Annotated in this window: 17 protein-coding genes; 6 read left to right on the top strand and 11 right to left on the bottom strand. The window is 44.3% G+C overall.

From position 1 onward, the window contains the following. The first annotated feature begins 355 nt into the window (after window positions 1-355). Entirely contained in the window at window positions 356-1,627 is a 1,272-nt protein-coding gene (locus QUA88_RS03515; RefSeq protein WP_333051638.1) for an MFS transporter, read from the top strand. Between the two features lie 168 nt (window positions 1,628-1,795). On the opposite strand, the gene QUA88_RS03520 is transcribed toward QUA88_RS03515, so the two are convergent. The 10 genes from QUA88_RS03520 to QUA88_RS03565 all read right to left on the bottom strand — a co-directional run bounded on the left by QUA88_RS03520 (window position 1,796) and on the right by QUA88_RS03565 (window position 10,012). Beyond that, window positions 1,796-2,563, bottom strand: a complete 768-nt coding sequence (locus tag QUA88_RS03520; RefSeq protein ID WP_333051635.1) for an ATP-binding cassette domain-containing protein — start codon at window positions 2,561-2,563, stop codon at window positions 1,796-1,798. A 124-nt stretch (window positions 2,564-2,687) separates the two neighbouring features. Beyond that, the gene (gene glyQ / locus QUA88_RS03525) at window positions 2,688-3,566 is read right to left on the bottom strand and encodes a glycine--tRNA ligase subunit alpha (RefSeq protein WP_190660228.1); all 879 of its coding nucleotides are present in this window, start codon (window positions 3,564-3,566) and stop codon (window positions 2,688-2,690) included. A 127-nt stretch (window positions 3,567-3,693) separates the two neighbouring features. Further along, complete coding sequence (locus QUA88_RS03530; protein ID WP_333051632.1) at window positions 3,694-3,981, bottom strand: NfeD family protein; 288 nt, start codon at window positions 3,979-3,981, stop codon at window positions 3,694-3,696. Between the two features lie 113 nt (window positions 3,982-4,094). Beyond that, entirely contained in the window at window positions 4,095-4,382 is a 288-nt protein-coding gene (locus QUA88_RS03535) for an NfeD family protein (RefSeq protein WP_172191372.1), read from the bottom strand. Between the two features lie 935 nt (window positions 4,383-5,317). Next, window positions 5,318-5,788: a GNAT family N-acetyltransferase gene (locus tag QUA88_RS03540; RefSeq protein WP_333270286.1), complete on the bottom strand. Its 471-nt coding sequence runs from the start codon at window positions 5,786-5,788 to the stop codon at window positions 5,318-5,320. Beyond that, entirely contained in the window at window positions 5,785-6,300 is a 516-nt protein-coding gene (locus tag QUA88_RS03545) for a cupin domain-containing protein (protein WP_333270288.1), read from the bottom strand. Before QUA88_RS03545 ends, QUA88_RS03540 begins: the two co-directional genes overlap by 4 nt. 9 nt (window positions 6,301-6,309) lie before the next feature. Beyond that, window positions 6,310-6,951, bottom strand: a complete 642-nt coding sequence (locus QUA88_RS03550) for a type I restriction endonuclease (protein WP_333209910.1) — start codon at window positions 6,949-6,951, stop codon at window positions 6,310-6,312. Between the two features lie 36 nt (window positions 6,952-6,987). Further along, window positions 6,988-8,037 carry a DUF1611 domain-containing protein gene (locus tag QUA88_RS03555; RefSeq protein ID WP_333209912.1) on the bottom strand — a complete coding sequence of 350 codons (1,050 nt, stop codon included), beginning with the start codon at window positions 8,035-8,037 and terminating at the stop codon, window positions 6,988-6,990. An 81-nt stretch (window positions 8,038-8,118) separates the two neighbouring features. Continuing rightward, window positions 8,119-8,901, bottom strand: a complete 783-nt coding sequence (locus QUA88_RS03560) for a Uma2 family endonuclease (protein ID WP_333051621.1) — start codon at window positions 8,899-8,901, stop codon at window positions 8,119-8,121. 31 nt (window positions 8,902-8,932) lie between these two features. Next, a complete protein-coding gene (locus tag QUA88_RS03565; protein ID WP_333261184.1) occupies window positions 8,933-10,012 on the bottom strand; it encodes a dipeptide epimerase in 1,080 nt (359 codons plus the stop codon). Window positions 10,013-10,133: 121 nt separating this feature from the next. Here QUA88_RS03565 and QUA88_RS03570 point away from each other — a divergent pair, with 121 nt between their 5' ends. Both QUA88_RS03570 and QUA88_RS03575 read left to right on the top strand, forming a co-directional pair. Continuing rightward, window positions 10,134-10,847 carry a hypothetical protein gene (locus QUA88_RS03570; RefSeq protein ID WP_333051615.1) on the top strand — a complete coding sequence of 238 codons (714 nt, stop codon included), beginning with the start codon at window positions 10,134-10,136 and terminating at the stop codon, window positions 10,845-10,847. A 48-nt stretch (window positions 10,848-10,895) separates the two neighbouring features. Further along, window positions 10,896-11,342, top strand: coding sequence for an NADAR family protein (locus QUA88_RS03575; protein WP_333209916.1), 447 nt, complete (start codon window positions 10,896-10,898; stop codon window positions 11,340-11,342). Between the two features lie 454 nt (window positions 11,343-11,796). Here QUA88_RS03575 and QUA88_RS03580 read toward each other — a convergent pair whose 3' ends face one another. Further along, a complete protein-coding gene (locus QUA88_RS03580; protein ID WP_333051610.1) occupies window positions 11,797-12,501 on the bottom strand; it encodes a hypothetical protein in 705 nt (234 codons plus the stop codon). A gap of 579 nt (window positions 12,502-13,080) precedes the next feature. Here QUA88_RS03580 and QUA88_RS03585 point away from each other — a divergent pair. From QUA88_RS03585 to QUA88_RS03595, 3 genes are all read left to right on the top strand, one after another. After that, on the top strand, window positions 13,081-13,260 hold the full coding sequence (locus QUA88_RS03585; RefSeq protein ID WP_333209917.1) for a hypothetical protein: 180 nt from the start codon (window positions 13,081-13,083) through the stop codon (window positions 13,258-13,260). Between the two features lie 302 nt (window positions 13,261-13,562). After that, window positions 13,563-14,237 carry a Uma2 family endonuclease gene (locus QUA88_RS03590; RefSeq protein WP_333051608.1) on the top strand — a complete coding sequence of 225 codons (675 nt, stop codon included), beginning with the start codon at window positions 13,563-13,565 and terminating at the stop codon, window positions 14,235-14,237. Between the two features lie 116 nt (window positions 14,238-14,353). Then, window positions 14,354-15,694, top strand: coding sequence for a 16S rRNA (cytosine(967)-C(5))-methyltransferase (locus QUA88_RS03595; protein ID WP_333051606.1), 1,341 nt, complete (start codon window positions 14,354-14,356; stop codon window positions 15,692-15,694). Window positions 15,695-15,859: the final 165 nt, after the last annotated feature.

The following is a 15,859-nucleotide window of genomic DNA, read 5'->3' on the forward strand; positions in this document are numbered from 1 at the left end:
GATCGTTTTCCTGGGTGGAAAAATTTAACTCTACTCAAATCTTGGTTTTCCTCACATCTTGCACCATTCTCGCTTAATAGGCTTTTCGGCCTGTTCCACAAAGAGTGAATTTTCTTGTGGAACAGGCCGGAAAGCCTGTTCATCAAAAGCTTATTGAGAATGGTGCAACATCTCAGTTTTCGGGAGTTGTAAAATAGAACCTCCGGCTCATATCGCAATTCTCAATGATTCGTAATAATGAGTCTAGGGGCAGTCCCCCGATAGTTGCCCTTCGCTAATTAGGGGTAGGCTTAGGGGCGCTACCCCTAAAAAATGTTTACCAATCAAATAGGATTGCTAAGGCCGTACTTGCAGCATGAATCTACTAGCAAAAATCAAAACAATAAAACTGCCTCCAGCGCTGAGATCGAGAAATTATCGCCTGTTTTTTGCAGGACAAGGCCTCTCACTGATTGGCAGTTGGATGACGCAAGTCGCTACTATTTGGCTTGTCTACAATTTGAGCGATTCACCTTGGATGCTCGGCGTGGTCGGATTTACAAGTCAAATCCCCACATTAATTTTACTGCCTTTTGCAGGAGTTTTAATCGATCGCTGGAACCGCCACCGAGTCCTAATTGCCACTCAAATATTAGCAATGGTTCAATCCTTAGCGCTAGCATTTTTAGCGCTAACAGGAGTCGTTAACATTTGGCAGATCCTGGTACTGAGTTTCTTTCAAGGCGCAATTAACGCCTTTGACGCGCCGGCACGGCAAGCTTTTGTACCGGAACTTGTAGAAAAGAAAGAAGATTTAGCAAATGCGATCGCCCTCAACGCTTCCATGTTCAACGGAGCCAGATTAATCGGCCCAGCAATTGCAGGTTTGCTGATAGCTACAGTCGGGGCAAGTTATTGCTTTCTCATTGACGGACTCAGCTACATCGCTGTAATTGCAGGCTTATTAGCGATGCAAATCAAGCCCAGAAAAATTGCCGCAACTAATACCAAACCCTTACAAAGATTAAAAGAAGGATTCGTTTATGCCTTCGGGTTCCCCCCGATTAGAGCAATTTTACTGCTATTAGCATTAGTCAGTTTTGCCGGAATGTCCCACACAGTATTAGTCCCAATTTTTGCCACCAAAATTCTGCAAGGCGACGCACAAACCCTCGGCTTTTTGATGGCATCTTCGGGAGTTGGCGCCTTCGCGGGCGCGATTTATTTGATTTCCCGCAAAAGTATAGTTGGCCTCGGCAAATTGATTGCGATTTCACCGGCAATTATGGGATTTGGGCTGATAGGTTTTGGCTTGTCCCGCATCTTATGGCTCTCATTAATCATGATGTTGTTTGTGGGGTTTGGTTTCATTATCCAATTTGCAGGAGGAAACACATTTTTGCAAACAATTGTAGAAGACGACAAACGCGGAAGAGTGATGAGCATATACACGATGGCATTTTTTGGAGTGACACCCTTTGGGAATTTAGTTGCCGGCGGATTGGCCAATTATATCGGCGCTCCCAATACAGTCATCATTGGAGGAATAATTTGTGTTGTAGGCTCCATAATTTTTACCAAACAGTTGCCAGCTTTAAAAAACTTAGTTCGGCCAATTTATCAAAAAATGGGTTTAATTTCCCAGTAACAATTTACCGTCAAATCACAAAAGCCAACCTTAAACAAAATTCCCAAAGCTAATATCTGACTGTCTCTCTAGCAACCCTCAACAATTTGTAAACTTCTCTCTTCTCTTTCTCTGCGCCCTCTGCGCCCTCTGCGGTTAAAACATCCAAATTAATTACGCAACCAGAGTTCACCATTCTTGTTGGGCTTCAGCTTCAGCTTGAATTAAATTTTGCCGCAGTTGCACCCAATTAATTTGATGAGAGGGCAAATCTTCGATGAGCTTTCCGCGCTGTAAATGCAGAATTCGCGTGCTAAATTGCTCAGCTAATTCTAATTGATGGTTTACCATTACAATAGTGGTTTTGCCGTTTGTTAGCTGTGTCAATACTTGCAAAAGGTGGGCAGCTTTTCCTGCGTCGAGGGCGGATGTTGGCTCATCTAAAAGCAAGACTTTTGGTTGTAGGATGATGCCGCGGGCGATCGCCACGAGCTGTTTTTGGCCTGTAGAAAGCTGGAATTCGGTGCGATTTAGCCATTCTTGGGGTATGTGCAGTTGTTCGATCGCCCCGCTAATTCTCTCAGCAATGTTTGATGAAGTCACGCCCCGCAGCTTTAAAGGATAAGCCAATGCTTCTCGCACCGACATTCCCAAAAGCTTGGATTCTTGTAGGATGAGGGTGATTTGTTTGCGGAGTTCGATCGCAGGTATTTGGCGATATTCTGTATTTTCCAGATAAATCGAGCCACTGGTGGGAGTGCTGAGTCGATTTAGCAGTCGCAACAGCGTTGTTTTCCCCGCACCTGAAGGGCCAACAATTGCCACGCGAGCTCCCTTGTGTACCTGAAAGGATATATTTTCCAACAAATGACTTGAGGCGATCGGTGTTTTTAAACTAACACTGTCAATTCGCAGTTGAGGATTTGTTTCTGTATTATTTTCTGAAGAATTACGCATTGAATTAATTAAAAATATAAAAAACCGGATACCCAGATCCCGACTTCTTTAACAAGTCGGGGATCTAACAGCTAAATTAATCCGTGTATCCGTGTCCGAATCCGTGTCGTGCCATGCTTCCTGCTCAAACTTTTACAGCTTTTTCCAATGGAAAACCCAGCTTTTCGCGCTGTTCCAAATAAAGCTGAGCAACTCGCCGCGCCAAATTGCGAATTTTGGTGATGTAGCGGGTTCTTTCCGTTACCGAAATCACACCTCTAGCGTCGAGCAAATTAAAAGTGTGAGAACATTTTAACACATAATCAAGACTCGGCAAAACCAATCCTTTTTTTGTCAATTGTTCTGCTTCTTGCTCGTACAATCCAAATAGAGTAAACAGCAATTCGGGATTAGAAGCTTCAAAGTTATAAGTACACTGTTCAATTTCTCCTTGCAGGTGAACGTCGCCGTAAGTGATGCCATCTTTCCACTGAATTTTCGTCATGGCATCGACTTCTTGGAGATACATTGCGAGGCGTTCTAGTCCGTAGGTAATTTCAATGGATACGGGGCGACAGTCAATGCTACCGCACTGTTGAAAATAGGTAAATTGGGTGATTTCCATGCCGTCGAGCCAGACTTCCCAGCCCACGCCCCAAGCTCCGAGGGTGGGCGATTCCCAGTTGTCTTCTACGAAACGAATGTCGTGGTCTTCTGGGCTAATTCCTAATGCTCTGAGGGAGTCTAAATAGATGTCTTGGATGTTGGGAGGAGAGGGCTTAATTAAAACTTGATATTGATAGTAATGTTGGAAGCGGTTGGGATTTTCGCCGTAGCGTCCGTCGGTGGGGCGGCGACAGGGTTCGATGTAGGCGACTGACCAAGGTTCGGGGCCAATTGCTCTGAGAAAGGTGTGGGGATTCATGGTTCCTGCACCTTTTTCTGTGTCGTAGGATTGGGCGATCAGGCATCCTCGATCGCTCCAGAATTTGTTTAAGGTGGCAATGACTGATTGAAAGTTCACTGGTTTAAATATGGTTAGCGAGTGTCTCAACTTATTTAAGCATACAAAAGGCAGGGTTTATTTGCATAAACCCTGCCGAAATCAGATTTGGGTGTGAAAAGTTAGGCAGTTTGGATCGAGTTCTAGTTTAGTCTGCAGGAGCCAGGGAAACTAACAGAGTGATGTTGTCAACGCCGATGACATAAACGGTGTCTCCGGGTGTGAGGGTGATTTGGCGATCGCACCGTGCGGGCCACCAGCTACCTTGGAAGCGGACGCGACCAGTTTGATTCGGGTAAATGGATTCATCGACGACAGCTTCTTCGTTGAAATAGTTAAAATTGGTGTTGATGTAGTTATCCATTAAGAGATTGTTTTCTGTGCTGTAGGTGTGAAGAGAAAAAATAGAACCGAAAGCTTTTACTACGTTAAACATTTTGTTGACTCCTTTTGTGTTAAAATATATCGAAGTTTAATCGCCGATTTTGTGTTCTTTGAAAACTAGCATTTCCTGGTTAAAATTGATTACCAGGTTGTTCATGCTCTGATTTAGTCTGCGGGAGCGAGGGAAACTAACAGAGTGATGTTGTCAACGCCGATGACATAAACGGTGTCTCCCGGTGTGAGGGTGATTTGGCGATCGCACCGTGCGGGCCACCAGCTACCTTGAAAGCGGACGCGACCTGTTTGATTCGGGTAAATAGATTCATCAACTACTGCTTCTTCGTTGAAGTAGTTAAAATTGGTGTTGATGTAATTTTTGATGAGCATATTGTTAGCTGTGCTGTATCCTTGGGTAGAGAAAATCGAGCCGAAAGCTTTTACTACGTTGAACATGATATTTACTCCTGTTGTGTTAAAATATATGGGGATGTGTAATTGTCGGTTTATGCTATTTGAGAGGCTGCATTTCCTCGGTTAAGATTGATTGATTGCCTTGATATTTCATTGTTCTTGCCTTCCGTGCTTTTATCAGGATAAAAGGCAAATAATTTTTGAAATGTTGAGGGGATTTGAGAAGCGGTTGCGGGGAGTCTAAATCCAGTAATTCCGAGGTATTGAATTAAGGATTTAGTGGTTGAGCAGTTGGTGGGATTTACCTTAAGGGTAGATGTGGTTAGCTACATTAGAGATTGTCTGATTCCGCATTACTGCTGCTGTGAAAATGTTTTATTTTTGGCTTGAATTTTGGGGTTGAGTTTTTTGATTGGGTTGTGACTCACTTGCTTTACACTTACTAATTTGCCAGGAGTCCAATATCTTTGGTGCGATCGCCAGTCCACTTTCCGAGTCTGGTACTGGCACATGACACTGGTTAACCTGCAAACAACGATTTTGCAAGGGTTTCTGCCTAAATATCAGGCTGGTAGCTGTGCCAATTTAGCTAACTGGACTACCGCAAACAGTGAATTATGAACTTACGCCTTCTCGATCGCCCAATCAGGAATATCCATAAATATCTAGTCCGTAACTGACGCACCAAACCTCTAAAAACCCGGTTTCTGACAGCCAGTGCGCCATTAGGGGCCCGTAAGCGGATCAATGATATAAGCAAGTAAACTTGGCAACTCACCCACCCTCCCCATGCGATATTGAGGTGTACCTACCTATTTAGGCATAGACAATAGGCGATCGAGACTGACGCAGATATCAGGAGGCGGTAGGAGTTTTTGATCGATGCAGGTCGATCGCACCCTGTTATCCAATTATTGAACAGGTCGAACTTAAAATCCATTCATAAATTCAGAATCTTAAATTCATAAAAGTCATAATTACAGACAACCTGCTTGATACTGCATAATTCTTACAGGAATTTTGAATAAAGTTTTAGCTAATTGAGACAAACCGAACTTGAATTTAAGCGACTGCGGCAAATCTTGTACGGAAACTTCTGTGAAGCCAAAGCGAGTATAAAATGATGCGAGTCGCTTTCCCAAACATTCTAAATATAGCGGTTCTGTAGCTTGTTGAATTAAATATTTTGTGAGGTAGCTTCCCAAACCTCGATCGCGCCAATCTTTCGCCACCACCAAACTGCCCAATTCTTGCGCCCCCGCAAAATTCCGCAACTGTCCGCAAGCTGCCAATTTTCCCTCGCATTCGATGACCCAGAATTGCTCCCAGCGCAACTGAGTTGGATCGAGTTTGGCGCCCCAAACTAAGATTCTAATTGACCTCATATCTTGCTCTGAGGCCGGGCGGATGGCGCATTGTGGGGGCAACGAAAAAGAACTTTCATTCATTGTGATTCCTGTTGACTGTCTCGTTTGGATTGAGCTTTCAACATCCTTTCTTTTAACCGCACATTTCTCTCGGCAATTTCGGGATTTCCCTCATACCAAGGCGGAACATCGTCATAATCGGGAATTCCATCATCTATCAGATAGCGCGCGTTGGGCTGCTTGGGATAACCTGCAGCCAATCCTCCAGTACAGATAACAAACAAGGCTGTATTTTCAGCAGCTTTTAATGCTCTCTTTGCTGCGGGAGAAACTCTCACAATATCGCCGCCCTCAAGTGTCAATAGTTCCCCATCTACAACCATCAGGCCTTTGCCTTCAACTACAATATAAACTTCTTCTTGTTCTGCGTGGCTGTGAGTAAATGTGTAGCCATCGCCAGCAGGCAAGCGAATCAAACCTAAAGCTACTCCTTGTAGATTTAGCTGTCGCCAAGGGTTGGTGAGTTGGGGCAAATTGTTAAAGTCAAAGTGAGCTTTAGTGAATTTATTGTTACTTTCAGAATCTAGTTCCATATTATGTATTTAAGTATAAGAGGTGTTACTGGAAATTATACCAGCTAGCCGCTTCAAAATGCGAAAGACTTCGTAAAGTTCGTTTCCTGGACTCCCAATATCGAAAAGTTTAGACACGCCATACTGCGGTGTGCCTTGTTTGGTCACTTTGATAAATCGAAAGCTGCTGCCATTTGTCAGAAGCCCAAATGTTACTTGTTCTGGACTGGGGTCATTCAGCATATAAAATAGTAACTGAGGAAGTCCAGCTTCAACGGAATATTGTGCTCGCTTCGCTTCGATCGCAACTACCCAAAAAGATTCAATTAAAAGCAGAACATCAATACTTCCCCTGACAAGTATACCTTCATCCACGGTGACAAGTTCCACCGATTTTTCTGCTTCTATATGAAAGGGATTCAGGTATAAATCTGCTAAAAATAGCAAGGGAGCAAGTACCACCATTTTTACGGTATCTTCTATCATGGAGTGGTCGGCACTGTTAGTATAGCCAGCCTTTACTTTGTCAAGATATCGCTTTTCTTCATCTGTAATTTCTGGTAAATCGTCCATCCACTCCCGGAAAAATTGCTCGTCTTCACAAAGTTGGAAGTTAAATTTTGTTTTGACATCGTGCAGAGTCAGTGTTTTTGCTTGAATTGATTGTGTCATGGCTTTGCATCTTCAATTGAAATTTATTGTAGCATACTAATTGTCGATCGCCTCCCACAAAACCTCCGCGCCAAACCTTACCGGATCGGTACAAGGCAATCCCGTTTCTGCTTGAACTTCAGCTATTGCTAACAGCGCATCTGCCTCATTTAAGTGATGAGTGTTGAGGGCGATCGCGCTCACTTTTCCCCCTGCAAAAGCACCCGCAGCCGCAGCTACCATTTCGTACAATTCCACCACTTTTGATAACCTGGGAATCGATACGTGCGGGTGATTGCGAATGCTAGTTTGTCCGGCTCTGTGCGCTAAAATTAAGTGAGTTGGCTGCGAACCCCGCAGCAGCGGCAGAGTCGCCGTCGAACCGGGATGCAATAGCGAACCTTGCCCTTCTACGTGCAGAATATCGCATTCAGAACCCAATTTTATCGCCATTTGTTCGACAGCACCAGCGGCGAAATCAACTCGCACTGCATCCAAAGGAAGGCCTTCATTTCCGATCATTAAACCAGTTTGTCCGGTTGCCAAAAATTTGGAACGCAAACCCCGCTGCAAGCAAGTGCGATTGAGTTCCAGACTGGTTGACATTTTGCCAACGCTCATATCTGTGCCGACAGTTAATACGCGGCGACAACTTAATTTAGCCGCAGCAGCAGAGGCGATCGCACCGACAGATTTCGGTTCCTGACGCACGTCCCAAATCCATTGATTTTCGGTTAATGGAACTGTTACCAAAGGTGCAAGTTTCGCGTGCAAACCGTTGACAACGGACAAACCCGCTGCTACCGCTTGATTAATTTCTGGCAGCCATTCTGCCGGCAAAACACCGCCGGAAGGAGCGATACCAATTAACAGAATATCCGGCGCAAATTGCAGTGCTTCTGCAACGGAAGCAACTATCGGTACTTGTTGAGGAATGCCAGTTAATTCAGGTAAAGATTGTCCGGCACATTGGCTGTCTATTACTGCTACAGTTTGTGCTTCGCTGTAGCGCAAAAATGCTAAACCTGTTTTGCCGGAATGGCCGAGAATTCCCTCGTGCAGCAGGATTGCAACTTTACCATTTTTGATCGAATAATTTTTAGTCATTGGTTCACTTTTGAGACGGGCGATTTTAGATTTTAGCTTCAATCTAAAATCTAAAATCTAAAATCTAAAATCGATTGGGTGTTAGCTGTGATTTGGGTTCATGGTAAGATCATTCGGATCTTCTCCCAATTCTCGCAATCTGGCCTCTAGTCGCGAGGCTCGCTGGCGTTCCTGTTCCGCTTGTTGTTGAGCGGCTTCGGCTTGTTGTTGAGCGGCTTCCTCCGGCAACAAAACTAAATTGCCAGATTCATCGAAAAAACGCACCCAAGTCGCAGTTTCTCGATCGACAATTCCTTCCCATGTGCCCAACCAAAAACCTAACGTTTCGCACCACAGCCAACCCTGTTCGTTGGGTACTAACTGCTGATAGCGCAGGTTGGAATCTAAACGCCATCCTTGCAAAGAATTGGGCTCGAAAGGATCGAAAACAAAGTAATCAGGAGTTCTAAAAACCTGCTCGTAAATATCCTTTTTTTTCCCTGTATCCTGATTTGCCGTTGACGGCGACAGCAGTTCCACAATGACATCCGGGTAACGTCCGTTTTCTTCCCAAACTACCCAGCCTTGTCGAGAAGTATTGCTGTCTACACCCAACACAGCAAAAAAATCCGGGCCTCGGAAATCCTGATTCCGAATCTGTTTAGCGCTGTAATAAATAAACATATTGCCACCGACAAAAAAATCGTTCCGGTTAGCTAAACCTTGTTCTACGGAACGGATTAAAACGGTCATTGCTATACGGTGGCGGTTGCTTTCCATTTCTGCACCATCATCAAAAATTAAATCAGTCGGTGGTTTATGTTCTTCAAAAAAAAGTTTGGCTTCTCTATCAATTCCCTGTCCTATTGATTCTACTGGTATCATACTATCTCCAGATTTATCTTGAGCGATACTTCTATTCTACAATCTTCATTCGCTGCACTCCCAATCCCGATCGCCCGTTTGGCAACAAACACCCATTTTCGACGATCGCACCGGTGAAAGGATCGTCTAATAAATTTAAGTGACTGTCCAAATCCAAATAGTCAGCTAGCGGTGAAAGTTGTGCTGCTGCTGTATTTGCGATCGCGCTATCTGAATAGCAGCCGAACATTACTTGCAAATTGCAGGCTTTGGCTGTGTGAATCATCCGCATTGCTTCAGTCAATCCGCCTGACTTCATCATTTTGATATTGATGCCGTGAACGCAGTGCGCTAGCTTGGGTATATCGGAACTATTAAAGCAACTTTCATCAGCAAAAATTGGCAGGGGCGATTGACGGTACAGTTCTGAGAATTCCTCCATATCTGCGACAGGTGAAAGCGGCTGTTCGACATAATTTATCTGGTATTTTTCCAGCCAACGACACATTTCGATCGCGCTGCTCAAACTCCAACCGCCGTTAGCATCTACACTGATTTTAAGGTTAGCTGGTGCTTCCTCTAGCACTGCTATTAACATAGCTTTGTCGGCTTCGATTCCTGCGGGATTTCCTAATTTAACCTTAACGGCGCGGTATTTGATGCTTGCTGGATCTGTCGCATCTTTACCAAACCAATCGCGCACTCTTTCTCTTGCACTCCTCGGCGAATTAATGCCGATTGTGACGGAGGTGGGGACGATGCGCGATCGATCTAATCCCCACATTTTCCACAGCGGCAAGCCTGCTTTTTTGCCCAGCCAGTCGTGCATTGCCATGTCGATGCCGGCGCGGGCGGCTGAGGGTAAGTTGACCTCTGTTAATACTTGTTCGATTTTTTGGCGATCGAACGGAGTAAACTTTTCTAGCAGCGGTGCAACTTCCTGCAATGCAGCTAGCAGAATTTCGGTAGTTTGGGGCCGAGAACCTGTGGAAAAAGGCGATGCTTCTCCCCAACCTTCGATGCCTTCGTGTGCTAATTTTACCCATAAATTCGTACTTTGGGTTGTTGTACCGCGGCTGATGGTAAGGGCAAACCGCTTGCGGACAGTGAAAGTTTCAATTTGAACGTGCATTGTCAGTGATTGGTAATTTTTTGTAGATAAAAATCCGAGGGGACGGATTGCGCCGCTATTGCCATTTTTTACTTTTTACTTTATAGTTTGATTTTGCTTGTTCTAGTTTATCAAAAATTTGATGAAATTCATTATTTCTGTTTCGCCGAAGAGAGTTGCTTTCTCTCTCAGCATTTGGGTGCTCTTCTTTGCTGTTGCTGGTTGCATCGTACAAGTTCTGCGGTACGGTTTCAACTATCAAGAACGCTGGATTAGTTTGTTTAACTTAGACAGAGAAATAAATTATCCTTCGTGGTACTCGTCATTTACTTTGCTGTTTTGCGCGATTTTGCTAGGTATTATTGCTAGTGCTAAGAAGAAGGAGGGCGATCGGTATTTTGGACACTGGAAAGCGCTGGCGTTCATCTTTGTATTTTTTTCTTTAGATGAAATCTTGAGTTTGCACGAAATATTAATTATTAACGACTTGCGAAAAGCACTGGATTTAGGGGGCATTTTTTACTTCATTTGGGTAATTCCGGGGGCGATTTTTGTTGCGGTTACTGCGCTGGCTTATCTCAAGTTTCTCCGGCACCTACCCCGAAAAACAAGGGATTTATTTTTACTGGCAGGCAGTATATATGTCGGTGGAGCACTTGGCATGGAAATGGTTTGTGGCTATTATGCAGATGCGGTTGGCCAGCGAAACTTGATCTACGGTTTGTTGGCTTCTGTTGAGGAAATTTTGGAAATGGTAGGGGTGATAGTATTTATCTATGCCCTGCTGTCTTACATCGGTTCCTATCTTGAAACTATTGATTTGCGGTTGAAGATAGTGGATAATCCACAGAGGTAAAACTGACTATAAACCAAGATTATTAACGAAATTGAAATCGCAGACTTTATGGCTATATACTTCTACACCACTGCCAGCGAATACGGCTGTTTTTCTAATTTTTCCAGTCATGGATTCGAGTTAGACGGAGAATATTGGCCAACTACCGAGCATTATTTTCAAGCACAAAAGTTTCCCAAAACGGCTCATTGCGACCAAATTCGCCAAGCAAAAACGCCGAAAGATGCCGCAAAAATGGGGCGCGATCGCTCTCGTCCCCTCCGTAAAGATTGGGAAAAAGTAAAAGATGATATCATGCGAAAAGCCGTACTCCGAAAATTTGAAACTCATGCCGAAATTAGAGAAATTTTACTCGCTACAGCGGATGAGGAAATAGTCGAAAATTCCCCAGTTGATTACTATTGGGGTTGCGGTAAAGATGGCAGCGGCAAAAATATGTTGGGCCAGATTTTAATGGAAGTAAGGGAAATATTGCGAAAACGCACGTCAGAGTAAAACAGAACTTAAATTTCCCAAACTAAAGCAGGACTTATTTAATCCTAAGTCCTGCAATGCTCGTCAGCGAGCATTTCCTCAATTTTCTTAAACACTGAACTCATAAATCGGCATGAGCAACTGTCAAAACTTGTGTCAATCTCGTCGGGCTGTTCTAGTAGAGGGTTTAGCCTCTCCTCAGAGACTGCGAAGCAGGGGAAACGGTAAAAACCCTGCACCACTTTTTTTGTTTTAACAACTACTCTCAACCGGAATTAACTTTTTTCGTCGCAAGTACAGCATTGTTAGCCCGTCGCCTCCCGGACACCGTTCCCCTAAAGTTGGCGATTCACAGGTAAAACAGCAAAACACCTGTTCTGGTTAAACTTTGTTTTTTATTGATGCTGTATCTTTACTATTGTGTACGATTTGTGGAAAGTGTCAGCACTCGTTCAGAATTCTTTACATTTGTGATTTATTTGGATACCATCGCGCCACTCTGTCGCAGTTGCTGTTGAATTCTATTAAATTCTTTCTGTTCTGCGCTTAGCAAACTATTGTCGATCGGCGATCGCATATCCCACTGCAATTCGGACAATAACAACAAACAGCCGGCCATAATTATGCCTGTGGTTAGATATTGCCAAGGTGCAACAAAAGTTAATAGAGGGATGCTAAATAAATGAGTTAGTCCAATCAGGAGAAAAGTGCGCGATCGCAAACCGAGTCCCGTCAACAAATAGCCGATCGCGCTCAATCCCAACCACAAATCGCAAAGGTGCAGTAACAAACCTCCCCAACCGGCAAAAATACTGCAATCCGTCAGAACCAAACCAGTTATCATCAAAATCGCCCAAGAGTAAAGAATCCAGCTAACACGCTCGACTCTTACCCAAAACAAAGTCAAAACGGCCATTACCGCAGTGCCAATTAGAGTCAAAGTTGACCACAAAATCGCCTGAAAGCTCCAACTGAGGGGGAAAAACTGAGCCGTAAAAAAAATCCCCCCTGTCACCAAACCCCAAAGCAGAAAAGTTTGGTCGATGCGGGTATAAAATCCTGAGAAAAGAGTAATATTTCCAATTTGCCAGCGGAGTTGCAACAGGCCTTCGATGTCTTGTACGTCGAGATGTTCCTGTTTGCAGCGGATTAGGGGTTCGGAGGCGTTGAAAAAGGTCATCCAGTGTTGGGGAAAGTATGAAGTTTTGTGTATTGTAACAAATCTTAAAGTAGATTTTTTATATTTTTTTTGTTCCCCGGCTCTGCCGGGGGACGCAGATTTGGAGGCTCTGCCTCCCGCGAGTCTATGACTTGCGAGGCTCTTCAAGAGTGATATCGGTTCCCCGGCAGAGCCTGAGAACCACTTAATCTGCTGATTAATGATTTATTGTGCCTGCTGTTCACACCACAGATTCAAAATTGCTTACCACTCCCGCAGTAGCCTTTTTGCTTCTGTCAAAAGGATCTCCGTGCTTTCTGGTTCTGCATCTTCTTCACCTGTGGGCCATAGTTCTGTAATTACAATACGGTCGGTATAAAGTTCAGCATCTATACAATTGCCAGTCACTTCAGTTACTTTTACATCCCTCATATTTTGCTACATTCAATTTTATCAATAATTTCTAGGTATATTTGTCCTTTCGTAGACCGAGCTTCTTCAAGAAAAGCTGCTAGGAGATAACTCCGAGGGGGTAATTGTCGATCAAAAATAGCGATCGTTTGTCCGCTATAAGGAATGAGAATTAAATAACTTCCACTCTTGAAATTGGGATGGGCGGGACGCCCATCCTTTTTGGACGGGCGGGACGCCCATCCCACAATAACAATTAAAATTGTAAGTTATTTAATTCGCGTTCCTAAGAAAACAAAGGGCGACAGACGAGTTTTGCTAGAACTTCTCATAGAAGAACGCAATTTACAGCACTTTCCAGGTAAGTGAAGTACAGAGAAACCGGGTTTCTTGAATAAAACCGGTTTCTGGCGAGAAATCCAGAAGAAACCCGGTTTCTGGGGTGTACTTTATAAACCTGGAAGCCGCTGTATTAGAACCATGGGTGTCAACAAAACCCGAATAAGTAAAACAGGACTTACGCACTCCGACAAAGAAACCGGGTTTTTTACCTAATCTGCCGATTGCAACGAAGTCTTTTCGTGAAAAACCCGGTTTCTGGGCCCCCTGGGTAAGTCCTATAAAATCGATCTAAAATAGAAATTGATGCTACTAGCAATGGAGTCATCCCCATGACAACAACAATTCCCTCTCAAACTTTGCCAGAAATCATCTACCCAGACAGCGACGGAAAACCCATGTCTGACAACACCAAACAGTTCCAATTAATAGTAAAAATTCAAGGCGGAATAGATGCCTTATTCAAAGACCACGAAAATGTCTTTGTAGCAGGTGATTTGCTGTGGTATCCTGTCGAAGGAGATAACAAAACTTGCCAAGCACCTGATACTATGGTAGTGTTTGGCAGACCGAAAGGTTACAGAGGTTCCTACCAACAGTGGCTTGAAGATAATATTGCGCCGCAAGTTGTCTTTGAAATCATTTCCCCTGGCAACCGCATGGGAACAATATTTAAGCTTTTTAAGTTTTACGATAATTATGGGGTTGAAGAATGTTATTTCTACGATTTAAAGGATAATGAGTTAATGGGTTGGGTGCGAAGTGACGGAGAACTCAACTATATTGAATCAATGGAGGGTTGGGTAAGTCCGCGTTTGCAGACACGTTTTGAAACTGCATCGGGAGATTTAGAAATTTATCGTCCCGATGGACTCAAGTTTTTGTCTTATGTGGAGTTATCAAGACAAATGGAACAAGAACGAGAGGAGAAAGAGTTAGTACAGCAAAAAGCCGATCGCCTTTCAGAAAAACTCCGAGAAATGGGGATAAATCCAGAGGAAATTTGAAACTTTTAGAGTCCTGGACGCACGGGTGGTCAGAAACCGGGTTTTTCACCGAATCTGCGGGCTGTAACGAAGTATTATCGTAAAAAACCCGGTTTCTAGGTCTCCATATCTTAACCATGCAAAATCCCCGCCAAATAGCTTTTCTCGCACTCCGCGAAGTCCACCGCCGCGGTGCATTCGCAGATGCCGCACTCGATCGCGCTTTCAGCAATTCTCAACTCAACGACCTCGATCGGCGTTTAGTCACAGAATTAGTTTACGGTAGCGTCAGGAGAATGCGATCGATCGACTTCATCATCGACAAACTAGCGACAAAGAAATCCTCCCAACAACCGCCCGAACTCCGCACAATCTTACATTTAGGGTTATATCAACTCGAATATCTCAACCAGATTCCCCCCTCCGCCGCCGTCAACACCACCGTTCAACTAGCAAAAGAAAACGGATTTTCAGGACTCAGCAGTTTTGTCAACGGTTTGTTGCGCCAATACATCCGTTTAACAGATAACGACTTAAACCCATTAACAGTTACCAATTATAAATCACCCGTTGAACGCCTAGGAATTTTGCACAGCTTCCCCGAATGGCTAATAGAATTGTGGATCGAACAAATAGGCGAAACCGAAACCGAACAACTCTGTGAATGGTTCAACCAATCCCCCACAATTGACCTGAGAATCAATCCCTTAAAAAGCTCGATCGCCCAAATCGAAGCGGCCTTCAAATCCCACAACATTAGGGTTAGCAGAATCCCCAACTTGCCACAAGCATTAAGACTAAATGGCAGCATCGGCGCAATTCAAAACCTCCCCGGATACAGCGAAGGTTGGTGGACAATCCAAGACAGCAGCGCTCAATTAGTCAGCCATTTACTAGCGCCCCAGCCAGGGGAAACTATCATCGACGCCTGCGCCGCGCCGGGGGGAAAAACCACCCACAGCGCCGAATTAATGCAGGATGAAGGCACTATTTATGCCTGCGACAAAACCGCCAGCAGACTCAAAAAACTTAAAGAAAATGCAGACAGACTCCAGATGAAATCCATTAAAATTCATACCGGAGACAGCCGCCATTTCCCAGAGTTTGTTAACCTCGCAGACAGAGTTTTACTAGACGCACCTTGTTCCGGCCTCGGAACCCTCCACCGCCGCGCCGACGCCCGCTGGCGCCACACGCCCGAAAACATTCAACAACAATCTCAACTGCAATCGGAATTGCTAGCAAATGCAGCGACATTTGTCAAGTCCGGCGGCGTATTAGTGTATGCAACTTGCACAATTCATCCCTTGGAAAATGAAACAGTTATTCGATCGTTCTTAGACAGCAATCCTCACTGGCAAATCGAACCGCCAACAATTGATTTACCAGTACAGCCATCACCCGAAGGATGGGTGAAAGTTTGGCCGCACAGACATCACATGGACGGCTTTTTTATGGTGCGGATCAAACGAGATTAGATTTTTTTGTACATTATATCATGTCCGGTCGATTCCCTCCGCTTCGCTTCGCCCGAAATTAGGTAGGGGCGGGTTCACCAATAATATCTGCCAATAATGGACAATCTCAAAAACCCGCCCGGCCGGGATATTATGGTCAATCGAGCGGACATGATATTAGACATC

This window comes from Microcoleus sp. D3_18_C2, assembly GCF_036702395.1.
GTDB lineage: Bacteria > Cyanobacteriota > Cyanobacteriia > Cyanobacteriales > Microcoleaceae > Microcoleus.